We start from the raw sequence: 21,756 nt of genomic DNA, 5'->3' as shown, positions 1-21,756 counted from the left end.
GTCGTCATGGTGCCCAGCTTGACCCACCGGGCGTCAGCGCACGTGAAGCTCAGAATTCCAGGTCCAGCGCCGCACACAGGTAATCCACGAACGGGGCCAGCGTGACCAGGTCGGCTGCGATGGTCTGGCGCAGTCGCGGCCCGGTCATCGTGGCGTCGTCCAGCGAGCGCCAGAACACCCAGTTGCGGTGCTTGAGATCGTCGATGAACTCGAACTCCGGCTCGAACCCGCGCGGGGCCCGCACCAGCTTTTCGCTTTCCTCGAAATCGAACTTCTTGCGCAGCACCGGCGAATGCGCGGCGGCCTTCCAGCTGCCCGGGTTGTCGACGATGAAATGCCGCACCTTGCGCTGCGTGGCCGGCTCGGGATGCCACAGGCCGGCGCCGACGAAGCTCTCGCCCGGCTGCAGGTGGATGTAGAACGACGGGGCTGGCACCTGCTTGCGCCGCTCATGGAACAGGCGCGCGCCCTGCCAGCTCTTGTAGGGCGATTTATCGTTGGAGAAGCGCGCATCGCGGTAGATGCGGAACAGCGAGCCACCCACGGTGCGCGGATCGGCGCGGAAGTGCTCGCTGACTGCGGCCAGGTCCGGCTGCAGATCGGTGATCAGGCGCAGGAACGGCTGGCGGACGTGCTCTTCGTACTTCGGCTTGTGCTCGTTGAACCAGGTCTTGTCGTTGTTGCGGGCCAGGCCGCGCAGGAAGGTGAAGGTGGCCGGGCTGAAATACGTACTCATAGGCTGCTCTGCAGGTGGGTGCCCCAGTCGCGCAGGTGCTGCAGCAGGGCGAGCTTGCCGGCATCGTCGGCGTGCTCTGCGGCCAGTGCATCCAGCTGCGCGGTGAACTGCGGCAGGGTCTGTTCGCCCAGCGATGCATCGCCGAGCAGGCGCTGGCGACGATAGTCGTTCCAGCGTGAGCGCTCGGTGGTGTCCAGGGTGTCCGGGTAGTTCCGGGCGCGGTACCGGAACAGCAGCTCGGGCATGCGCGGGTCGCGCAGGCGCTCGGCGAAGCTGGCCAGTTCGGCCGGCGGGCTGGTGCGGATGCGTGCCATCAGGGATTTGTCGCCGTCGGCCAGGAAGCCGTCGTAGAGCGAGGCGTCCACATCGCTCGGCGCCAGCGAGCGCTCACCTGAATACACCTGGCGAACTTTTTCGGCCAGGGCCGGGCCGATCTGTCGCAGGCGCTCGGCGTTGGCTTCGATCGCGGCCGGGTCGATGCCCAGCCGCGCATGGTCGGCCGGGCGTAGATGGTTCCAGGCGACCAGCGCCGGGACCTTGTTGAGGTGCACTTCCTTGAGCGGCACGCGCTGCTCACCCTCGGCCATGTCGGCCGCGCGGGTGTACAGGCGCGCGGCGATGGTTTCCGGTGGCAGATCGAGCAGCGGCTCGATATCGCCCTCCAGATCGAACGCGATGATGCGGTTGTTGATGAAGGGATGGCGCGCCAGTGGCAGCACCGGTGCCGCGCACATGCGCTGGGCCGGGTAGCGCATCGAGATGTGCAGCACCGGCCGCATCGCATCCACATCCAGCAGGCTGCCCACGAAGCGCTTGTCACGCAGCTTCAGCGCGTAGTCCCAGAGCCGCGGCTGGGCCTGCTTGAACAGCTTCGCCAGGCCGATCGTCGCGTGCACATCGGACAGCGCTTCATGTGCATCGCCCTCGCGGACGTTGTTGGCCGTGGCCAGATGCTCGAGCTTGAACGACGTGGCGCCGTCTTCGCGCTGCGGCCAGACAATCCCGTCCGGGCGCAGCGCATGCAGCAATCGCATCATGTCCAGCAGATCCCAGCGCGAATTGCCGTTGCGCCACTCGCGTTCATAGGGGTCGTAGAAGTTGCGGAACAGCCCGTGGCGGACGAACTCATCGTCGAAGCGCAGCGTGTTGTAGCCCAGCGAGCAGGTGCCCGGCTGCGCCATCAGGTCGTTGATCCGCGCGAACGCTTCGGCCTCGGTGACGCCGGCGCTCAGCGCGTGCTGCGGGGTGATGCCGGTGATCAGGGTGGCGATCGGGGAGGGCAGCAGATCATCGGCCGGTTTGACGTAGAAGCTGACCGGTGCTTCGATGATGTTCAGATCGGCATCGGTGCGAATACCGGCGAACTGCGCGATGCGCGTGCGGCGCGGGTCCTGACCAAAGGTTTCCAGGTCATAGAACAGGAAGCTGTCGGCCATCAGTGCGCACCCTCCAGGACGGGCAGTTGTTCGTGGACCAGCCGCTCCAGTGCGGCCCAGTCGATATGCGCCAGGCTGTCGTGCCCGGCAGTGGCTTGCTCCAGCATGCGCCGCTGCAGCTCGGTGCGCGCCAGCGCCACGGCGTACGGGGTGCGCAGGAAGGTGACCATCGTGTAGTGCGGCACGAAGCGGGTCGGCCAGCGCGCCTGCAGCGCCTGTTCCAGTTCGCGCTGCAGCAGGAACTGCGGATCGGCCACGCGGTCGCGCATCTCCAGGTAGTTCTCCAGCGCCATCTGCTGGATCGCCTCGGCGTTCGGCTTGCGGTCCGCTTCGAATGCAGCGAAGGCCTCGCCCAGCGAATCCTGCTCCAGCAGATGCGCGGCCAGGGCGATGCAGTCTTCGAAGGCGCAGTTCATGCCTTGGCCGTGGAACGGGACCATCGCGTGCGCCGCGTCGCCGATCAGCACCGCGCGGCCCTTCATATGCCAGTGCTTGAGATGCAGCGTGCCCAGCAGGCCCGGCGGATGCTGCTCCCAGTCGCGGCGCAGGTTCGGGATCAGCGCCAGCGCATCGGGGAAGTCGCGCGCGAACAGCGCTTCGGCCTCGGCCCCGCTGTTGGTGGTGGCAAAGCTCGGATCGCCCTCGTTGGGCAGGAACAGGGTGACCGTGAACGTGCCTTCGTCGTTCGGCAACGCGATGCACATGTAGTGCCCGCGCGGCCAGATGTGCAGTGCATTGGCCTCGATCCGGAAGCCGCCATCGTCGGTCGGCGGGATTTCCAGCTCCTTGTAGGAGTGGTCCAGGAAGTCGATGCGCTCGTCCAGCGGCTGCTTGCGGTTCATCGCCGCGCGCAGCGCCGAGCCGGCACCGTCGGCCCCGATCAGGGTGTCGAAGCGGATGTCGTGCGGCTGGTCGTCGCGGTCGTCGATGAAGCGCGCGTAGCCGGCATCGAAATCCACCGTGTGCAGGCGGCGGTGGAAGTGCACGGTCGCACCGGCATCCTCGGCCAGCTGCAAAAGCGTGGTGTTGAGGTCTTTGCGGTGGATCGACCAGATCACTTCGCTGTCGTCGCGCCCGTAGCGTTGCAGCTGCGGCTCGCCTTCGCGCGGGTGGATCATGCGCCCGCGCATCATCACCGCCTTGGCCATGACGGCGTCTTCCACGCCGGCTTGGCGCAGTGCGTGCCGGCCGCGTTCGGCCAGCGCCAGATTGATCGAACGACCGGACTCGTAATCGCTCACGCGCGGATCGCCGCGGCGCTCATACAAGGTGATCTGCCAGCCCTGGCGGGACAGCAGGATGGCCAGCAGTGAACCGGCCAGGCCAGCGCCGATGATGCTCAGCGAGCGGGAGGGGGTAGCGATCAAGGCGATGTCCGTGGGGGCGGGGAGGGCGGTCGGGTCAGCGACCGGCCCAGGCGTCCACTTCCTCGACGAAGTGGTGCAGGTCGAGATAGCGGTTGTACAGCGGTGTCGGCGAGATGCGGATCACGTCGGGCTCGCGCCAGTCGCCGAGCACACCCACGGTCTGCAGGTACTCGAACAGGCTGCGGCCGCGCTCGCGGCCACCGGCCACACGCAGCGAGAGCTGGCAGCCGCGGCGATCCGGCTCCGAAGGCGTCAGCACCTCCAGCACGCCCGACAGGCGCGCACGCACCAGCGCATCCAGCATGCCGGTCAGGCGCAGCGATTTGGTCCGCAGCGCATCGATGCCGCCGGCTTTGTCGACGACATCGAGGGCCGCGCGCAGCGGGGCCAGGCCCAGCACCGGCGGATTGCTGAGCTGCCAGCCTTCGGCACCGACAGCGGGCACGAACTGTGGCGACATCTTGAAGCGGGTGGCTTCTTCATGGCCCCACCAGCCGGCGAAGCGCGGCAGCGTGGTATCGCGGTGATGGCGTTCGTGCACGAAGCAGCCGGCCACGGCGCCCGGGCCGGCGTTGAGGTACTTGTAATGGCACCACACGGCGAAATCCGGCGCGATATCGTGCAGCCGCAACGGCACATTGCCGACCGAATGCGCCAGATCGAAGCCGACGCGGGCGCCCTGCAGGCGCGCCATGCGGGTGATGGCGTCCAGATCGAACACCTGGCCACTGCGGTACTGCACGCCAGGCCACAGTACCAGCGCCAGGCGCGGGCCGTGTTCGGTGATGGCGCGTTCGATGGCCTGCAGCGAGATCGTGCCGTTGGGCTCGTCGGGCTGCACTTCGATCAGATCGGTATCGGGGTTGAAGCCATGGAAGCGGATCTGCGACTCCACCGCATGCCGATCCGTCGGGAAGGCGCCGGCCTCCATGAGGATGACGGGGCGCTCGACGGTGGGCCGGTAGAAGCTGACCATCATCAGGTGCAGGTTGACGCTGAGGGTGTTCATCGCCACGACTTCGCTGGGCAAGGCGCCGACGACGCGGGCGAGCTGTTCGCTGACCAGGCGGTGGTAGTGCAGCCACTGGGTGTCGCCGGTGAAGTGGCCTTCGACCGCCAGCGAGGCCCATTTGTCCATGACTTCCTGGACGGCGGCACGTGCCCCGCGCGGCTGCAGACCCAGCGAGTTGCCGACGAAGTAGGTCTGGTCGCGATGGTTGTGCTGCGGGAAGACGAATTCGTTGCGCAGGGCGCGCAGCGGGTCGGCGGCGTCCAGGGCAACGGCATGGGTGCGGCTGAGGAGTTCGGACATGGTGCAACCGGCGGTGTCAGTGAGCCGACAGTTTATCCGGGTGGTGGGGGCGTGGGCTGAATCTGGCTTGCGGTGCTGATTTGGCGGGGGCTGGTGATTGGCAGCTGGCGCTCAAGGGACCCAGCGCCAAAGCCAAAGCCAAAGCCAAAGCGTACGGAGTGACGTTCCAGTGTACGGGCCGGTGTGGGTGGGCCTGCTGGACCCGCCGCAAGTACGTCCATGTAGGCTCGTAGTGCGGCATCCATGCCGCACACGGTCCTGCAGACCCACCCACACCGACCCGCTGACAATTGGCTGGGGCGCACGGGAAAACGGGGGCGGGGCTACGTCTTTGATTGTGTTGGCGTGCGGCTTGAGAGCTGAGGGCGAGCCAGCAGCGGTGGAGGGTGCATCGACTCGCTACAGCGGCGTCTCTCCGGACGTGATCGAACACAACGGCGACACTTGCTCCCCCATTTGGCCGGTGTTGGTTTCAACTTTCGAAGCTGCCGCTGACGCAGCAGAGCAGCAGTTGCCGTTGACGCTGCTCTTTCCTTGCAAGCCGGCCCACTCCCAGGCGCCTCAACCGCGGGCTCTAAAGCAACAACGCTCTAAAGCTCTCAGGCTTTCAAGTCCTGACGCCCTGGAGCGACCCAGCCATCACCCCTCAACAGCGACCTTCGCAGGCAGCGGATCCACATGCCCGCACGCATCGCACGTGCGCAACGCCAATGACGAGTGATAGCGATCGAACACCTTCGGCAGATCCGTCTCGATGTTCTCCAGCGCGAAAAACTCCTCGTACAACTTGTGATTGCACCGCTCGCAGAACCACATCAACCCATCGCGCTCATGCGCCAGCCGCTTGCGCTCCACCACCAGGCCCACACCGCCTGGCGGGCGGCGCGGCGAATGTGGCACACCGCCCGGCAACAGGAAAATCTCGCCCGCGCGGATCGGAATGTCGCGCACCGCGCCATCCTCCTGCACCTTCAGCGCCATCTCCCCTTCAAGCTGATAGAACCACTCCGGGCCCTCGTCGTAATGGAAATCCGTGCGGCTGTTCGGGCCGCCGACCACCATCACGATGAAATCGCCGTTCTCGATCATCTTGTTGCCGACCGGCGGCTTCAGCAGATGCCGGTTCTCTTCGATCCAAGCGAGCAGATTGATGGGCGAGGCAAGCATGGGAGATGTCCGTAAAAGGAAGAATCAGTCGCGCCGACCGTGGCGCGGCACGTAGGACAGTGCCTTCTCGTAGGCCGGCTGCAGGTCTTCCGGTGCGCCCACGTCAATGCCCATCTCGCGCACCCGGCCGTCCTTCAGGCTGTATACCCAACCGTGCACCATCAGCTTCTGGCCGCGTGCCCAGGCATCCTGCACGATCGTCGAGCGGCAGGCGTTGACCACCTGCTCGATCACGTTCAACTCGCACAGGCGCGCATGCTTCAGCGCCGGATCCTCGATCGCCTCCATGATCGCCGAATGTTTCTGCGCGACATCGCCGACATGGCGCAGCCAGTTGTCGGCCAGGCCCACGCGTGTGTTGTTCAAGCTGGCGTGCACGCCGCCGCAGCCGTAATGGCCCACGATCAGGATGTGCTTCACCTTCAGCTGATCCACGGCGTACTGGATCACGCTCAGGCAGTTCAGATCGGTATGCACCACCACGTTGGCCACGTTGCGATGCACGAAGACTTCGCCCGGTGCCATGCCGATGATCTGGTTGGCCGGCACGCGCGAATCGGAACAGCCGATCCACAGGTATTCCGGGTGCTGCTGCTTGGCCAGCTGGTGGAAGAACTCCGGGTCTTCTTTCTCGATCCGGTCCGCCCATTCGCGGTTGTTCTGCAGCAGCTTGTGGATGTCTTTCATCGTGCGGGGTCCCTGGCGTCGGGTGGGGGCAAGGCGCGGCCAGGGTGGCCGCGTCGTCGCAGGAGCGGGGAAGGTCAATCGGCGGCAGCGCCACCCTCGCGGCGCCAGCGCATCCACTGCGCCAGCTCGCGAGATGCCGGGGCGTCCAGTGCCGACAGCGCGTCGATCACGCTGGACTGGTTGGCCTCGGGGTGGTTCTGGCTGAGCTTGAGTTTGATCTGCACCTGCGCCGGGCGGAAGCGGAAACCGACGATGCCGCCGAGCATGCGCTGTTGGCGCGGCTCGATCGGCAGCAGCTCCCAGTCGCCACCGACCTGTGCTTCATAGTGCGCGCTCAGGCTGTCCAGCATGGCGATCAGTGCCTCGTCATCGGTGACCGGTTCCAGCACGCCGCGCAGTTCCGCGGCGGCGTAGTTCCAGGTCGGTACGCGCGCCTGCGCAGCCTTATCGGGATACCAGCCAGGCGATACGTAGGCGTGCGGGCCCTGCACCAGCATCAACGCCGGGCCGGCATGGCCGGCTTGCGGATTGGGCTTGGCCCAGTGGCCTTCGATCAGGATGCCGTCGGCATCGCGCCGGTACAGCACCGGCATCCGCGTGGCCTGCGGCAGGCCGTCGGCCCCGGTGGTGACCAGCGTGACGAAGGCATCGCGCGCCAGCAGCCGGTCCAGCCAGATCAGGTCGGTCTCGACGAAGGCGGACGGGATGAACATCGTCGGTTACGCGCGGGCGCCCAGGCTCTGGATCATGCGGCCGTGCAGGGCGTCATCGCTGTCGGCCTGTGGCGGCTGCACTTCATGCAGCGAGAAGCCGCGCACCAGGGCGTCTTCTTCATCCAGACCATCGTAGGCGACGAACTCGGCGTCGAACAGCTGCGAGCGCGCGGTGTCTTCGCTGTCATAGCTCAGCGTGTTGCCGTCGCTGTCCAGCACCTCGGCGGTGCCGGCCGGGCGCACGCGCAGGCGGGCCCAGATCAGGGTGTTGCCGAGGCTGGCCAGGAACCACTCGTCGTGGTGGGAAGTGTCGTCGTTCATGTGATTACCATCGAAAGCAGCCAGAGCAGGGCAGCCATGCCCAGTCCAGCAAGAAGCGTAAGCAGGGAGAGCCAGGCCGGCGCGGCCAGGCCGGTCAGCGAGCGGTCGGTGCTCTGGCGATAGTCGCGGCCGAGCAGCCAGCGCAGCGCATCCGGGCGCAGGAACGCGCCCGTGCCGAAACGATCCGCCAGCGCCGGGTGGCGGTCGCGGATGTGGACCAGGGTCAGCGGCCAGAAGATCACGAAGGCACTGAACCCGGCGATCGCCACGCCGACGAAACACAGCGCGAAGAACAGGGTCATGGTTCAGTGCCTCCGTAGGTCGATCAGAATTCGGCGCTGCCCGGTGCGCGCGGGTAGGGGATCGCGTCGCGGATGTTGCTCAGCCCGCAGACGTAGACCACCAGGCGCTCGAAGCCCAGGCCGAAGCCGGCGTGCGGCACCGAACCGTAGCGGCGGAAATCGCGGTACCAGCCGTAATGCGCCGGATCCAGGCCGAACTGCGCCATGCGCGCGTCCAGCACATCCAGGCGCTCTTCGCGCTGGCTGCCGCCGATGATCTCGCCGATGCCCGGGGCCAGCACGTCCATCGCCGCGACGGTCTTGCCGTCATCGTTCAGGCGCATGTAGAACGCCTTGATGTGCTCGGGGTAGTTGGTCACCACCACCGGGCGGCCGATGTGCTCTTCGGTCAGCCAGCGCTCGTGCTCGGTCTGCAGGTCCAGGCCCCATTCGACCGGGAAGTCGAACTTCCGGCCGGAGTTCTGCAGCAGCTTCACCGCTTCGGTGTAGTCGATCTGCTCGAACGGTGCGTTGATGAAACCTTCCAGCTTGGTGATCGCGTTCTTGTCCACGCGCTCGGCCAGGAAGGCCAGGTCGTCGCCACGCTCATCGAGCACCGCGCGGAACAGGTACTTCAGGAACTGCTCGGCCAGGCGTGCGTCTTCGGCCAGATCGGCGAAGGCGATTTCCGGCTCGATCATCCAGAACTCCGCCAGATGACGGGTGGTGTTGGAGTTCTCGGCACGGAAGGTCGGGCCGAAGGTGTAGACCTTGCTCAGCGCCAGGCAGTAGGCCTCGACGTTCAGCTGGCCGGACACGGTCAGGAAGGTTTCCTTGCCGAAGAAGTCGCGGCTGAAATCCACCTCGCCCTTTTCGTTGCGCGGCAGGTTGGCCATGTCCAGGGTCGAGACCCGGAACATCTGGCCGGCACCTTCGGCATCGGACGTGGTCACGATCGGGGTGCTGATCCAGTTGAAGCCGTTCTGGTGGAAGAAGCGGTGCACGGCCTGGGCCAGGCAGTTGCGGATGCGGGTGACCGCACCGAACAGGTTCGTGCGGGGGCGCAGGTGCGCCACTTCCCGCAGGAATTCCGGGCTCATCGGCTTGGGCTGGATCGGGTAGGTAAGCGGGTCTTCGACCAGGCCCACGATCTCGATGGCGCTGGCCTGGATCTCGAAGGACTGGCCCTTGCCCTGGGATTTGACCAGGGTGCCGCGGGCGATCACCGAGCAGCCCGGGGTCAGGCTCTTGATGTCGTCGAAGTTGGCCAGGGTGTCATTGGCCACCACCTGGATGGGGGCGAAGCAGGAGCCATCGGTGACATTGACGAAGGCAAGCGCCGCAGAGCCGCGCACCGTGCGGACCCATCCGCGTACTGTTGCCTCGCCGCCTTCCGGGATCTTCCCGGCAAGCGCATGTTCAACGCTGACCACCGTCATGACTTGAATCCTCTGTTGATCGACTCGATCTCTGAACACGGAGTTTAACGGGTGCGGTGTTCGGCTTGCGAGGCATTTCTCGCGTCCCCCGGGGCTGCGCGCCGTGTGAACCGCAGCTGCGGCCGCCGAGGCCGGGCCGCGCCATACCCTCTATAATGATCACGATCCGCTGGAGTTGCCCGTCATGGCCGTAAGCCTTACCCCTGTTGCCTTTGCCCGTGTGCAGAAGTTCGTCGAACAGACCCCCGGTGCGCTGGGCCTGCGTTTCGGCGTGACCCGCACCGGCTGTTCCGGCTGGGGGCACATCACCGATCTGGCCCGCGATGAGCGCGAAGGCGACACCGTTTTCGAGCAGGATGGGGTCCGCATCTATGTGGATGCCACCAGCCTGGCGCTGGTGGACGGCACCGAGATCGACTTCGGCAAGCACGGGCTGAGCGAGACCTTCACGTTCAGGAACCCGAACGCGACCGCCGAATGCGGCTGCGGCGAGAGCTTCACGACCGAGGCCGACAAGGCCTGATCGCCCGCGCGCCGGGCCTGTTCTGCCCGCCCGGCTTGCCTGCAACCCCTTCTGCTGCCACAATGCGCGGCTTCCTGCCTGATTCCGGGCAGGACCCTTGCCCCACCGCGTTCACCTGCGGGGGGCTGTCCGGCCCTCAAAGGGCCACATCCGAAAGGTAAAAACACATGAGTCGTCATTACGAAGTCGTGTTCCTGGTCCATCCGGACCAGAGCGAACAGGTCCCGGCCATGATCGAGCGCTACAAGGCGCTGGTCGAGAACGGCAACGGCACCATCCACCGTCTGGAAGATTGGGGCCGTCGTCAGCTGGCTTACCCGATCCAGAACCTGGTGAAGGCCCACTACGTCATGCTCAACATCGAGTGCGACCAGGCCGTGCTGAGCGAGCTGGTGGAAAGCTTCCGCTTCAACGACGCCGTGCTGCGCAACCTCGTCATCAAGCGTGACGAAGCTGACACCGAGCAGTCGCTGATCATGAAGAGCAAGGACGAGAAGGGTGACAAGCCCGAGCGTGGCGAGCGTCGTCGTCGTGATGACGAAGAAGGTGAAACCACCCCCGCCGCCGCTGACACCGATGCCGGCGATGACGCCGCTTCGGCCGCTTAAGGAGCACTGACATGTCCAAGTTCTTCCGTCGTCGCAAGTTCTGCAAGTTCACGGCCGAAGGTGTCAAGGAGATCGATTACAAGGATCTCAACACCCTGCGCCAGTACCTCACCGAGAACGGCAAGATCGTGCCGAGCCGCGTGACCGGTACCAAGTCGAAGTACCAGCGCCAGCTGGCAACGGCCGTCAAGCGCGCCCGTTTCCTGGCCCTGATTCCGTACACCGACAACCACGACGTCTGATGAAGGCAGGCGGCCTTCCGGCCGCCGCTTTCGCGGATCCTGCCGCCCGCGCTGTAAAGCGTCGGGCGGTTTCAGGACTCGCCGTTCGGATATTCGGACAGCCATCCGCTGCGGGGCCTGAGCCTCGCTAACGAATACATATTTGGAGCTACACCATGAAGCTGATTCTTCTTCAGAAGGTCACCAACCTCGGCGGTCTGGGCGATCTGGTCGACGTGAAGCCGGGCTACGGCCGCAACTTCCTCGTCCCGACCGGCAAGGCCGTTCCGGCCACCGCGACCAACGTGGCGGAGTTCGAAGCCAAGCGCGCTGATTACGAAGCCAAGGCCCAGTCGATCCACGCTGACGCCGAAGCCCGCAAGGCGAAGCTGGAAGGCAAGAGCGTCACGATCGCTGCGAACGCTTCGACCGAAGGCAAGCTGTACGGTTCGGTTGGCCCGCGCGATATCGCCGAAGCCTTCACCGCTGCCGGCCTGCCGCTGGAAAAGAGCGAAGTGATCCTGGGCGAAGGCGCCTTCCGCAACGTGGGCGAGTACGAGGTGACTGTTCACCTGCACGCCGACGTGGAAACCACCGTCAAGGTGGTTGTGGAAGCCGAAAAGGCCTGATCCCTGCCGAAAGGCGGGAGTCACTGAAACGGGCGCCCGCGAGGGTGCCCGTTTTTGTTTGTGGCGACAGCAACAGCGACAGCAACAGCAACGGCAACGGCAACGGCAACGGCAACGGCAACGGCAACGGCAACGGCTTGGCGCCTTGATGACATCGGTGGGAGGGCGCCGGGTAGCCTGGGCCGGGACCCGCCGTAAACCCGTCCATGGGGGCTCGAAATGCGCCATCCATGGCGCATTACGGTCCCGGCCCAGGCTACCCGGCACCCTCCAGCCAAATGTCCGGTCCGGGCGGTTGGAAGAGCTGGGGTCCGTCGGCTGTGGCGGGCGGTACCCAAGCCAGCCTGTTGGGGGGTCCAGCTTCCCAGGTAGATCCACGCCATGCGTGGATGCTCTTGCTTTTCGTACCGCCCCAGCGGCGTATGGCGTGGCTTTACCCCGGTGTCGACGCGCCGACGATGGCGAACAGGTCGTGTCATGTCAGGTCGGGCCAAGTCAGGCCAAGCGAAGTCAAGCCACACCGTCCCGCCACGCACCAACCTGAAATGCCGCTTCTGCTCTGGCTCTGGCTACGGCTACACGGCCAACACCAGCCCCCGCAGCCCGCTGAACACCCGCCCCGTTATACTCAGGCTATCGCGTCGCCCTCGAGGCCATTGAAACCCTGCAACATCAATGGCTTGAAGGGTAAATCCGCTCCGTAATCCACCATGGTGGGGGTCGCTTCAGGCCTTCGCCCGGAAAACCATCACGCCATGCGTCTGTCCACGATCAAGCTGTCCGGATTCAAATCCTTCGTCGATCCGACCACGCTGCACCTGCCGACCAACATGACCGGCGTGGTGGGCCCCAATGGCTGTGGCAAATCCAACATCATCGATGCCGTGCGCTGGGTCATGGGCGAAAGCTCCGCCAGCCGCCTGCGCGGCGACTCGCTGACCGACGTCATCTTCTCCGGCTCCTCCGCCCGTAAGCCCGTCTCGCAGGCCGCCGTCGAACTGATTTTCGACAATACCGACCACACCATCACCGGTGAGTACGCCTCGTTCAACGAGATCTCGGTCAAGCGCACCGTCAGCCGCGACGGCAGCAGCAACTACTACCTCAACGGTACCAAGTGCCGCCGCCGCGACATCACCGATCTGTTCCTCGGCACCGGCCTGGGGCCGCGCAGCTATTCGATCATCGAGCAGGGCATGATCAGCAAGATCATCGAGGCCCGGCCCGAAGATCTGCGTGTGTATCTGGAAGAAGCCGCCGGCATCTCCAAGTACAAGGAGCGCCGCAAGGAAACCGAAACCCGCATCCGGCATACCCGCGAAAACCTGGATCGCCTGGGCGACCTGCGCGAGGAAATCGGCAAGCAGCTCGAGCACCTCAAGCGCCAGGCGCGGCAGGCCGAGCAGTACCAGGCGTTGCAGGAAGAGCGCAAGGTCAAGGATGCCGAGTGGAAGGCGCTGGAGTACCGCGGCCTGGATGGGCGCCTGGGCGGGCTGCGCGAAGCGTTGTCGCGCGAGGAAACGCGCCTGCAGCAGTTGATCGCCGAACAGCGCGACGCCGAAGCGCGCATCGAAACCAGCCGGCTGCGCCGCGAAGAAGCCTCCGATGCGCTCAACACCGCGCAGGCCGAGGTGTACCAGGTCGGCAGCACCCTGGCGCGCCTGGAGCAGCAGATCCAGCATCAGCGCGAGATGTCGCAGCGACTGAACAAGGCGCGCGATGAAGCCCAGCAGGCGCTGGCCGATCTGGGCCAGCATATCAGTGGCGATGAGGCCAAGCTGATGGTGCTGCGCGAGGCGGTCGATGACGCCGAGCCGCGCCTGGAGCAGCTGCAGGAAGAGAACGAAATCAAACAGGAAGCCCTGCGCGATGCCGAGGCGCGCCTGGCCGATTGGCAGCAGCGCTGGGAAAGCCACACCCGCAGCACCTCCGAGGCCTCGCGTGCCGGGGAAGTCGAGCGCACCCGCGTGGACTATCTGGACCGCCAGGTGCTGGAAGCCGACCGTCGCCGCGAGTCGCTGCAGGCCGAACGTGCCGGGCTGGATCTGGACGCATTGGCCGAGGTGTTCGAGGAGCTGCACATCCAGCACGAGACCCAGAAGGCCTCGCTGGACACGCTCAACGAGCAGGTCGAAGAACGCAAACACGCCGTGGCCGGGCTGCAGGATCGGCAGCGCACCGGGCAGACCGAGCTGGCCGAGATCCGCAAGCAGGCCCAGGCCGCACGCGGCCGTTTGTCCTCGCTGGAAACCCTGCAGCAGGCCGCGCTGGGCCAGGAGCAGGGCGCGGCGGTGGCATGGCTGAAGGCGCGGGGGCTGGACTCCGGCGCGCGCGTCGGTGAGCGCCTGACCGTGGAGAGTGGCTGGGAAAACGCCGTGGAAAGCGCGCTCGGTCAGCTGATCGAAGGTGTGCTGGTCGATGCACCGGAAACGCTGGTGGATGCGCTGGGCGAACTCGGCGAAGGCCGCATCGCGCTGGTCTCGGCCGAGCAGGACGCGCTGGACGTCGCGCCGACCTCGTTGGCCGCGAAAGTACAGGGCCCCACCGCGATCCGTCGCCTGCTTGCGCGCCTGCATGCCGCCGAGGATCTCGAGGCCGCGCGTGCACTGCAGGCGACGCTGGGTGAGGGCGATTCGGTCATTACCCGCGGTGGCGAGCGCCTGGGTGAAGGCTGGGTGCGCGTGTCGCGCTCCGGCGCGGCCAAGCAGGGCGCGCTGCTGCGTGAACGCGAGATCGTCACCCTGCGCGAGCAGATTGAAACGTTGCAGGACCGCGAAGCGGCCCTGGAACAGCAGTTGTCCGGTTTCCGTGACCAGTTGCTGGCCGGTGAGCAGCAGCGCGAAGACGCGCAGCGCCAGTTGTATCTGGCGCATCGCAGCGTGTCCGAACTTGGTGGGCAGTTGCAGAGCCAGCAGGGCAAGGTGGAAGCCGCCCGAACCCGCATCGATCGTATCGAAGGCGAACTGGTGCAGCTGCTGGAAACGCTGGATGCCGGCCGTGAGCAGGTGCGTGAAGCACGCGCGCGCCTGGACGATGCGGTCACCAGCATGGGGGATCTGGAATCGGTCCGCGCGGCGCTGGAAGGCGAGCGCCGCCAGCTCACCGATGCGCGCGACCAGGCGCGTGACCAGGCCCGCAACGTACGCGAAGCGGCGCACTCGCTGGCACTGACCCTGGAATCACAGCGGGCGCAGATCGCCTCGCTGAGCCAGGCACTGGAGCGCATGAGCACGCAGCGCGGGCAGCTGGATACGCGCCTGGGCGAACTGCATTCGCAGCTCGACGAAGGCGATTCGCCGGTCAAGACGCTCGAAGCCGAACACCAGAACGCATTGGGTGAGCGCGTGCGTGCCGACCGGGTGCTGGGCGAGGCGCGCACGCTGCTGGATGGCATCGATGCCGAGCTGCGCACGTTTGAACAGACCCGCCATCAGCGCGACGAACAGGCGCTTGCCCAACGCGAGCGAATTTCCCAGCGCAAGCTCGACCAGCAGGCGCTGGTGCTCAGCGCCGACCAGCTGTCGGCCTCGGTGGAGAAGGCCGGCTTCGTGCTGCAGGATGTGATCAACGGCCTGCCCGAGGATGCACGCATCACCGACTGGGAGCAGACGGTCCATCAGATCGACGGCCGCATGCGCCGCCTGGAGCCGGTGAACCTGGCCGCCATCCAGGAATACGGCGAGGCCTCGCAGCGTTCGGAGTATCTGGACGCGCAGAACACCGACCTCACCACCGCGCTGGAAACCCTGGAAGACGCGATCCGCAAGATCGACCGCGAGACCCGCGGCCGCTTCAAGGACACCTTCGACCGGGTCAACGCCGGCGTGCAGCAGCTCTATCCGCGTCTGTTCGGGGGTGGTCACGCCTATCTGGAATTGACAGGTGAAGACCTGCTCGACACCGGTGTTGCGATCATGGCGCGGCCGCCGGGCAAGCGGGTGTCGAGCATCTCGCTGCTGTCCGGTGGCGAGAAGGCGATGACCGCGGTGGCGTTGGTGTTTGCGATCTTCCAGCTCAACCCGGCGCCGTTCTGCCTGCTGGACGAGGTGGACGCGCCACTGGACGAAGCCAACGTCGGCCGCCTGGCCAACATGGTCAAGGAAATGAGCGAGAAGGTTCAGTTCCTGTTTGTGAGCCACAACAAGGCCACGATGGAGGCGGCGCACCAGCTTTCCGGCGTGACCATGCGCGAACCGGGCGTCAGCCGACTGGTCAGTGTCGACCTGGAGGAAGCCGCACGATTGGCGGGCGCGGCGTGACGTGCCATCCTTAAGTACCTGAATGATTTAGCCGGAGAACCTCCCGAATGTCCGACATGGCACTGCTCCGCATCGGCATCCTGGCCGCCGGCCTGCTGTTGATCGCTGCGATCTTCCTGTTTGGCCGTCCGAAAAAGAAAGTGCAAGGCCGCCGCGTCGAGGGTGCCGAAGGCGCCAACGGCCAGCGCCGCGAGCCCGTGCTGGGCGAGGGCGAGATCCCGGCCGACGGCGCCGCGCCCGTGGTGGGCGAAGACGGCGTGACCCAGCCCGAACTCGGCCTGCCCGAGGTGGATGCCGGTGCGGCCAGTGACCTTGGCAAGCGCACCACCCAGGATTTCGACAAGATCGTCTCGCTGTTCGTGGCCGCCCGTGCTGGTGAGCAGCTGCGTGGCGAAGACATCGTCGTCGCTGCGGAAAAGACCGGCCTGGTGTTCGGCCACATGAATGTCTTCCACCGTCTGGTCGAAGGCCATCCTGAGCGCGGCCCGATCTTCTCGATGGCCAGCATCATGAAGCCGGGCAGTTTCGACATGGCCAACATCCGCGAGATGGAAACGCCGGCGATCGCCTTCTTCCTGACCCTGCCGGCGCCGCTGACCGCGCTGGACGCCTGGGAAAAGATGCTGCCGACCGTGCAGCGCATGGGCGAACTGCTCGACGGCGTGGTGCTCGATGACAGCCGCAACGCCCTGGGCCGCCAGCGCATCGCGCACATCCGCGACGAGCTGCGCGCCTACGACCGCCAGCACCAGGCCCCGCCGCTCACCAAAGCGCCGCGCTGGTGATCAAGGAGAGCCGACCAACGGTCGGCTCTCCATTTACCCGTTGCGGCTGACCACCGCCTCGAACGCCTCGCGGAACCGCGCCATCTCGGCCTCGGTGCCGACCGTTACCCGCACCCGCTGCGGCCAGATCGGCCAGCTGCGGCCGATGACCACGCCGCGCTTGGCCATCGCTGCGGAAAACGCTGCGCCGTCACGCTGCACATCGACCACGAAACAGTTCGCTTCGGAAGGCATGCAGGTAAAACCGCGCTTGCCCAGCCAGCCGATGGTCTCCTGCCGCACCAGGGCATTCTCCGCGTTGCGCTGCGCGATCAACCAGGGATCGCGCAGGCTCGCCAGCCCGGCGGCCACCGCCGTGACCGGCAACGGGTTGTCGCCCAGGCTGGCCAGTTCCTTCAGCCTATCCGGATGCGCAGCCGCCACGCCCAGGCGCAGTCCGGCCATCCCGTAGAGCTTGGAGAAGGTGCGCAGCACGATCACGTCATCGCGCTGCATCACCTGGGCGATCACCGAGCGTTGTTCGCTGTACTGCAGGTAGGCCTCATCGACCAGCACCCGGGTCTGCGCAGGCGTGTTGGCCAGCAGCCAGGCGATGTCGGCCGTCGGGGTGATCGAGCCGGTGGGATTGTTGGGGTTGCACAGGTACAGCAGGCCGGCATTGACCGTCGCGGCAGCCGCCGCCATCGCACGCACGTCGTGTGCCCCGTCGGCGCGCAGCGGCACCTTGACCACCGTGGCCCCACGCGCAGCGGCAAGATCGCCCAGCGCCTCGAAGGTGGGATCGGCGACCACCAGCCCCGCACCAGGCGAGGTCCAGAGCACTGCCGCCCGGTTCAGTGGCTCGCTGGAGCCCGGATACAGCCGCACGTGATCCTTGCCGATGCCTTCCTGCTGGGCGAACAGATCGCGCAGCTCGCCGGCCAGAGCAAACAGATACCGCCCGCTGCTGGCGACGATGTCGCGTGCCGCGGCCTGCGCGGCAGGCGATGGCCCATAGGGGCACTCGTTGAAGTTCAGCAGCACCGGTCCCGCACTGGCGGGGAGCGCGCGCGACGGCGTGGCCGACGCAGGCAGTACGCCCAGGCCGGACAACGCCAGGCCGGTACCGGCCAGTTGCAGAAACGAGCGACGGGAAGCGGCAAGGGCAGGGCTCACGGTGCACCGGCAAAGAGGGGTTCGACGCAACCTAGCGCCACTGCGAATCGGCGGCAAGCATTCTTCACTGCGCGCAGGAGCGGGGGGAGGGGTAAAATTGAATGCCCCGCCAGGATCGCCTTCCGCATGACCCCCAGCCCCGCCGCACGTGCCGACGTCCTGCGCCGCCAGATCGAGGATGCCGGCAAGGCATACCACGAGCGCGACGAGCAGCTGATTCCCGACGTCGAGTACGACCGGCTGGTGCGCGAGCTGGAAGCGATCGAGCAGGCGCACCCCGAGCTCATCACCGCAGACTCGCCCACCCGGCAGGTGGGTGGCAAAGTCTCTTCGCGCTTCGCCGAGGTTCGCCATGCGGTGCCGATGCTGTCGCTGGGCAACGCCTTCAGCGATGAGGAAGTCCAGGATTTCGTGCGCCGCATCGGCGAGCGCCTGCGCCGGCGCACGCTTTACTTCTCCGCCGAACCCAAGCTCGACGGCCTGGCGATCAGCCTGCGCTACGAGAATGGCCGCTTCGTCCAAGGCGCAACCCGGGGTGATGGCGCCACCGGTGAGGATGTCAGTGCCAACCTGCGCCAGATCAGCGTGATCCCGCAGGCGCTCACAGGCGAAGGCTGGCCCGAGGTGTTGGAAGTACGCGGCGAGGTCTACATGGCCCGCGCTGATTTCGAGGCCTACAACGCCGATGCCCGGCTGCATGACGGCAAGGTGCTGGCCAATCCACGCAATGCCGCGGCCGGCTCGCTGCGCCAGCTGGATCCGAAGATGAGCGCCAGGCGCAAGCTCAGTTTCTACGCCTATGGCATCGGCCAGGTCGACGGCGGTGAACTGCCGCCCACCCATTCGGCCACGCTGGCCCAGCTGCGTGCATGGGGCTTCCCGGTCAGCGACCTGTGCCAGGTGGTGGAAGGTGCGGACGGGCTGCTCGCCTATTACCGTGACATTGGCGAGCGCCGCGATGGCCTGGCCTTCGATATCGACGGTGTGGTCTACAAGCTCGATGACCGTGCCGGCCAGGAACAGATGGGCTTCGTCGCGCGTGCTCCGCGCTGGGCGATCGCACACAAGTTCCCGGCACAGGAGCAGACCACCACGGTGGAGGCGATCGAGATCCAGATCGGCCGGACCGGCGCGGCGACCCCGGTGGCGCGGCTGGCACCGGTGGCCGTGGCCGGCGTGATCGTGTCCAACGCGACGCTGCACAACGCCGATCAGATCGCGCGTCTGGATGTACGTGTCGGCGATACGGTGATCGTGCGCCGCGCCGGCGATGTGATCCCGGAAGTGGTCAGCGTCATCGCCGATCGCCGCCCCGCCGGTACCACGCCGTGGCAGATGCCCTCGCAGTGCCCCGTATGCGGTTCGGAGATCGTCCGCGAAGAGGGCGAGGCCGCCTGGCGCTGCTCGGGTGAGTTGAGCTGCCCGGCGCAGCGCAAGGAAGCCATCGCGCACTTCGCCTCGCGCCGTGCGATGGATATCGACGGGTTGGGCGGGAAGTACATCGAGACGCTGGTCGATGCCGGCATCGTGCGCGGCGTGGCGGATCTGTACCGCCTGCAGCGCGATCAACTGCTGCAGCTCAAGCTGGTGCTGGATGCCGAGTCGCCCGAGGCGCTGGCCAGCCAGATCGGCCTGCATCTGCCGCCGGAAGGCAGCGGTGACTATCTGCGGGGTCTGCTCAAGCTGGATGGCAGCGATGCGGGATGGCGCGCGCAGGCGCTGGCGATGCCGACCACGTTCACCTGGAACACGAAAAAGATCGCCACCAAGTGGGCCGACAACCTGATCGCCGCCATCGACGCCAGCCGCACCACCACGCTGGAGCGCTTGTTGTTCGCGCTGGGCATCGAGCACGTAGGCGAAAGCACCGCCAAGGCCCTGGCCACCTGGTTCGGCGATCTGCAGCTGATCCGCCACCTGCCGTGGCCGCTGTTCAAGCGCGTGCCCGATATTGGCGGCGAAGTCGCGCGCTCGCTCGGCCACTTCTTCGAGCAGGCCGGCAACCAGGAGGCGATCGATGCCTTGCTGCAGGTCGGTCAGGTACGCATCAGCGATGTGCACCCGCCGATCGCCAAGCTGCGCGAGGGTCTGGATTTCGCGCAGTTGCTGGTCGAGGCGGAGATTCCGGGCATCACCCGCCTGCGCGCCGAGAAGCTGGTCGCCATGCTGCCGGACGCTGCCGCGGTGCTGGATGCCGAGCCGGTGCGCTTTGTGGCCGCCGGCCTGCCCAACGAGGTGGCCATGGGCCTGGCCGACTGGCTGGACAGCGAGGGCCATGGGCCGATGCTGCTCAAGGCCGAGGATTACCGCCAGAAACTGCTGGCGCTGGCGCCAGAACAGGCCGAGCAGGCAGCAGGTCCGCTGGAGGGCCAGACCGCTGTGCTGACCGGGACGTTGTCGCAGATGAATCGCGATGAGGCCAAGGCGCGCCTGGAAGCACTGGGTGCCAAGGTGGCCGGCAGTGTCTCCAAGAAGACCTCGTTCGTGGTGGCGGGTGCCGAGGCCGGGTCCAAGCTGACCAAGGCACAGGAACTGGGCGTGCCGGTCTGGGATGAAGACCAGCTGGTCGCTTTCCTCGCGAAGTATTGAACAAGAGAGATCGCATGCAGACCATTCCCCTTGATTTCCGTCTGGCCACCGTGGCTGACACCGCGTTGTTGATCGGGCTGATGCGCGATTTCTACGCCGAGGACAAACTCGATTTCGACGACACCCGCGTGCGCACTGCCTTGGCCGCACTGCTGGAAGATCCGCGCAATGGCGAAGTGTTGTTGTGGCTGGACGAGGCGGGCACGGTGGTGGGCTACGGTGCCCTGGCGATGGGCTTCAGCCTGGAGCAGGGCGGTCACTTCGCGCTGCTGGACGAGCTCTACCTGGCCCATGCCGCGCGGGGCCGCGGGCGCGGCAAGCAGGCGCTGGCGATTCTGGAGCAGCGTGCCAATGCGCGGGGCGTGGAACGCATGCGCCTGGAAGTGAACCACCACAACGAACTGGCGCGCCGGTTGTACCTGGCCACCGGCTATGTGGATGACACCCGCGATCTGCTGACGCTGCCGTTGGCCCAGCGCCTGAAGGACGCGCGCGCATGATCGCCGCGCTGCGCCAGCGAGCCGTGCTCAACGCGCTGATCCGCAGCTTCTTCGCCGCGCGCGATGTCCTGGAGGTGGAAACGCCGATCCTCTCCGCCGCCGGCAATACCGAGCCGAACATCGACAGCTTCCACACCCGTTTCAGTGGGCACGTGGATGCAGGCACGCCGCAGCGATGGCTGCGCACCTCGCCGGAGTTTCCCCTCAAACGGCTGCTCGCCGCCGGGGTGGGGGACTGTTACGAACTCGGCCGCGTGTTCCGTAATGGCGAGGCCGGTGGCCGCCACAACCCCGAGTTCACCATGCTGGAGTGGTACCGGGTCGGCTGGGATCACCGCCGCTTGATGGGCGAGACCGCCGAGCTGGTGCGCGCCGCTCTGCAGCTGGTCCAGCGCGAGGCCACGTTGGAGGTCATCGATTACCGCGGTCTCTACCAGCGGCATATCGGGCTGGACCCGTTCCAGGCCAGCCTGGAACAGCTGCAGGCGCCGCTGGCCGAGATCCGCATCGATGCCGATGGGCTCACCCGCGACGACTGGCTCGATCTGCTGATGACCCACTGCATCCAGCCGCACTTCCGTGACGACACGATGACGGTGGTGCACGACTGGCCGGCCACCCAGGCGGCACTGGCGAGGATCCGCCCCGGCACGCCCGCGTTGGCCGAGCGTTTCGAGCTCTACTTGGGCAATGTGGAGCTGGCCAACGGCTATCACGAGCTGAACGATGCGGCTGAACAACGCGCTCGCTTCGAGCGCGACCATGCGATACGCACCGCACGTGGCGATGTGCTGCCCCCGGTGGATGAACACCTGCTCGCGGCCTTGCCGGAACTGCCCGATTGCGCGGGTGTCGCGGTCGGTGTGGACCGCTTGTTGATGGCGATGAACCGCACCGGCCGGATCGCCGATGTACTGGCCCTGGATTTCGCCCACGCTTGAGGCGTTTTGACGCATTCGCGTCTTGCGCGGCCTGCATGATGATGCTCTGATCACACCGGATGTCCGAAGGTGGTCAGGTGATCGTTC

At 66.3% G+C, this 21,756-nt stretch carries 20 protein-coding genes; 9 read left to right on the top strand and 11 right to left on the bottom strand.

Features of this window, described 5'->3' with window-relative positions; translation table 11 throughout:
* Positions 1–49: 49 nt before the first annotated feature.
* The 10 genes from ABE546_RS03210 to asnS form a co-directional block, all read right to left on the bottom strand.
* Positions 50–736 (bottom strand): DUF2461 domain-containing protein, encoded by a 687-nt coding sequence (locus ABE546_RS03210; protein WP_313210673.1) that lies wholly within the window; start codon positions 734–736, stop codon positions 50–52.
* A complete protein-coding gene (sbcB, locus tag ABE546_RS03205; protein ID WP_346462676.1) occupies positions 733–2,172 on the bottom strand; it encodes an exodeoxyribonuclease I in 1,440 nt (479 codons plus the stop codon). The genes ABE546_RS03210 and sbcB overlap by 4 nt, the downstream gene beginning before the upstream one ends.
* Positions 2,172–3,539, bottom strand: coding sequence for an NAD(P)/FAD-dependent oxidoreductase (locus ABE546_RS03200; protein WP_313218794.1), 1,368 nt, complete (start codon positions 3,537–3,539; stop codon positions 2,172–2,174). The genes sbcB and ABE546_RS03200 overlap by 1 nt, the downstream gene beginning before the upstream one ends.
* 34 nt (positions 3,540–3,573) lie before the next feature.
* A complete protein-coding gene (gene kynU / locus ABE546_RS03195) occupies positions 3,574–4,851 on the bottom strand; it encodes a kynureninase (RefSeq protein ID WP_346462675.1) in 1,278 nt (425 codons plus the stop codon).
* 639 nt (positions 4,852–5,490) lie between these two features.
* Positions 5,491–6,018, bottom strand: a complete 528-nt coding sequence (locus tag ABE546_RS03190; RefSeq protein ID WP_346462674.1) for a 3-hydroxyanthranilate 3,4-dioxygenase — start codon at positions 6,016–6,018, stop codon at positions 5,491–5,493.
* Between the two features lie 24 nt (positions 6,019–6,042).
* Positions 6,043–6,705 carry a carbonate dehydratase gene (gene can, locus ABE546_RS03185; protein ID WP_346462673.1) on the bottom strand — a complete coding sequence of 221 codons (663 nt, stop codon included), beginning with the start codon at positions 6,703–6,705 and terminating at the stop codon, positions 6,043–6,045.
* A 74-nt stretch (positions 6,706–6,779) separates the two neighbouring features.
* On the bottom strand, positions 6,780–7,418 hold the full coding sequence (locus ABE546_RS03180; RefSeq protein ID WP_346462672.1) for an FMN-binding negative transcriptional regulator: 639 nt from the start codon (positions 7,416–7,418) through the stop codon (positions 6,780–6,782).
* Between the two features lie 6 nt (positions 7,419–7,424).
* Positions 7,425–7,739, bottom strand: a complete 315-nt coding sequence (locus ABE546_RS03175; RefSeq protein WP_046273331.1) for a hypothetical protein — start codon at positions 7,737–7,739, stop codon at positions 7,425–7,427.
* The gene (locus ABE546_RS03170) at positions 7,736–8,041 is read right to left on the bottom strand and encodes a hypothetical protein (RefSeq protein ID WP_102787980.1); all 306 of its coding nucleotides are present in this window, start codon (positions 8,039–8,041) and stop codon (positions 7,736–7,738) included. The genes ABE546_RS03175 and ABE546_RS03170 overlap by 4 nt, the downstream gene beginning before the upstream one ends.
* 23 nt (positions 8,042–8,064) lie before the next feature.
* Positions 8,065–9,459, bottom strand: a complete 1,395-nt coding sequence (asnS, locus tag ABE546_RS03165) for an asparagine--tRNA ligase (RefSeq protein ID WP_346462671.1) — start codon at positions 9,457–9,459, stop codon at positions 8,065–8,067.
* A 184-nt stretch (positions 9,460–9,643) separates the two neighbouring features.
* Here asnS and ABE546_RS03160 point away from each other — a divergent pair, with 184 nt between their 5' ends.
* The 6 genes from ABE546_RS03160 (at position 9,644) to zipA (ending at position 16,484) form a co-directional block, all read left to right on the top strand.
* Positions 9,644–9,982, top strand: coding sequence for an iron-sulfur cluster assembly accessory protein (locus ABE546_RS03160; protein WP_313210692.1), 339 nt, complete (start codon positions 9,644–9,646; stop codon positions 9,980–9,982).
* Positions 9,983–10,149: 167 nt separating this feature from the next.
* Positions 10,150–10,590, top strand: coding sequence for a 30S ribosomal protein S6 (gene rpsF / locus ABE546_RS03155; protein WP_088434172.1), 441 nt, complete (start codon positions 10,150–10,152; stop codon positions 10,588–10,590).
* An 11-nt stretch (positions 10,591–10,601) separates the two neighbouring features.
* Positions 10,602–10,832, top strand: coding sequence for a 30S ribosomal protein S18 (rpsR, locus tag ABE546_RS03150; protein WP_002804494.1), 231 nt, complete (start codon positions 10,602–10,604; stop codon positions 10,830–10,832).
* Between the two features lie 155 nt (positions 10,833–10,987).
* A complete protein-coding gene (gene rplI / locus ABE546_RS03145; RefSeq protein ID WP_123729653.1) occupies positions 10,988–11,440 on the top strand; it encodes a 50S ribosomal protein L9 in 453 nt (150 codons plus the stop codon).
* 755 nt (positions 11,441–12,195) lie between these two features.
* On the top strand, positions 12,196–15,699 hold the full coding sequence (gene smc / locus ABE546_RS03140) for a chromosome segregation protein SMC (protein WP_313210695.1): 3,504 nt from the start codon (positions 12,196–12,198) through the stop codon (positions 15,697–15,699).
* Between the two features lie 47 nt (positions 15,700–15,746).
* On the top strand, positions 15,747–16,484 hold the full coding sequence (gene zipA, locus ABE546_RS03135) for a cell division protein ZipA (RefSeq protein WP_346462670.1): 738 nt from the start codon (positions 15,747–15,749) through the stop codon (positions 16,482–16,484).
* Between the two features lie 33 nt (positions 16,485–16,517).
* Here zipA and ABE546_RS03130 read toward each other — a convergent pair whose 3' ends face one another.
* Entirely contained in the window at positions 16,518–17,639 is a 1,122-nt protein-coding gene (locus tag ABE546_RS03130) for a pyridoxal phosphate-dependent aminotransferase (protein ID WP_346462669.1), read from the bottom strand.
* 126 nt (positions 17,640–17,765) lie between these two features.
* Between ABE546_RS03130 and ligA the strand changes: the two genes are divergently transcribed.
* The 3 genes from ligA to epmA are packed head-to-tail and all read left to right on the top strand — an operon-like array spanning position 17,766 to position 21,669.
* The gene (ligA, locus tag ABE546_RS03125) at positions 17,766–20,228 is read left to right on the top strand and encodes an NAD-dependent DNA ligase LigA (RefSeq protein WP_346462668.1); all 2,463 of its coding nucleotides are present in this window, start codon (positions 17,766–17,768) and stop codon (positions 20,226–20,228) included.
* Between the two features lie 14 nt (positions 20,229–20,242).
* Complete coding sequence (locus ABE546_RS03120; protein WP_313210703.1) at positions 20,243–20,728, top strand: GNAT family N-acetyltransferase; 486 nt, start codon at positions 20,243–20,245, stop codon at positions 20,726–20,728.
* Positions 20,725–21,669, top strand: coding sequence for an EF-P lysine aminoacylase EpmA (gene epmA / locus ABE546_RS03115; protein WP_346462667.1), 945 nt, complete (start codon positions 20,725–20,727; stop codon positions 21,667–21,669). Before ABE546_RS03120 ends, epmA begins: the two co-directional genes overlap by 4 nt.
* Positions 21,670–21,756: the final 87 nt, after the last annotated feature.

It is taken from the genome of Stenotrophomonas sp. TWI377 (assembly GCF_039674525.1).
Lineage (GTDB): Bacteria > Pseudomonadota > Gammaproteobacteria > Xanthomonadales > Xanthomonadaceae > Stenotrophomonas.
This window is presented reverse-complemented; position numbering and strand designations above follow the sequence as displayed.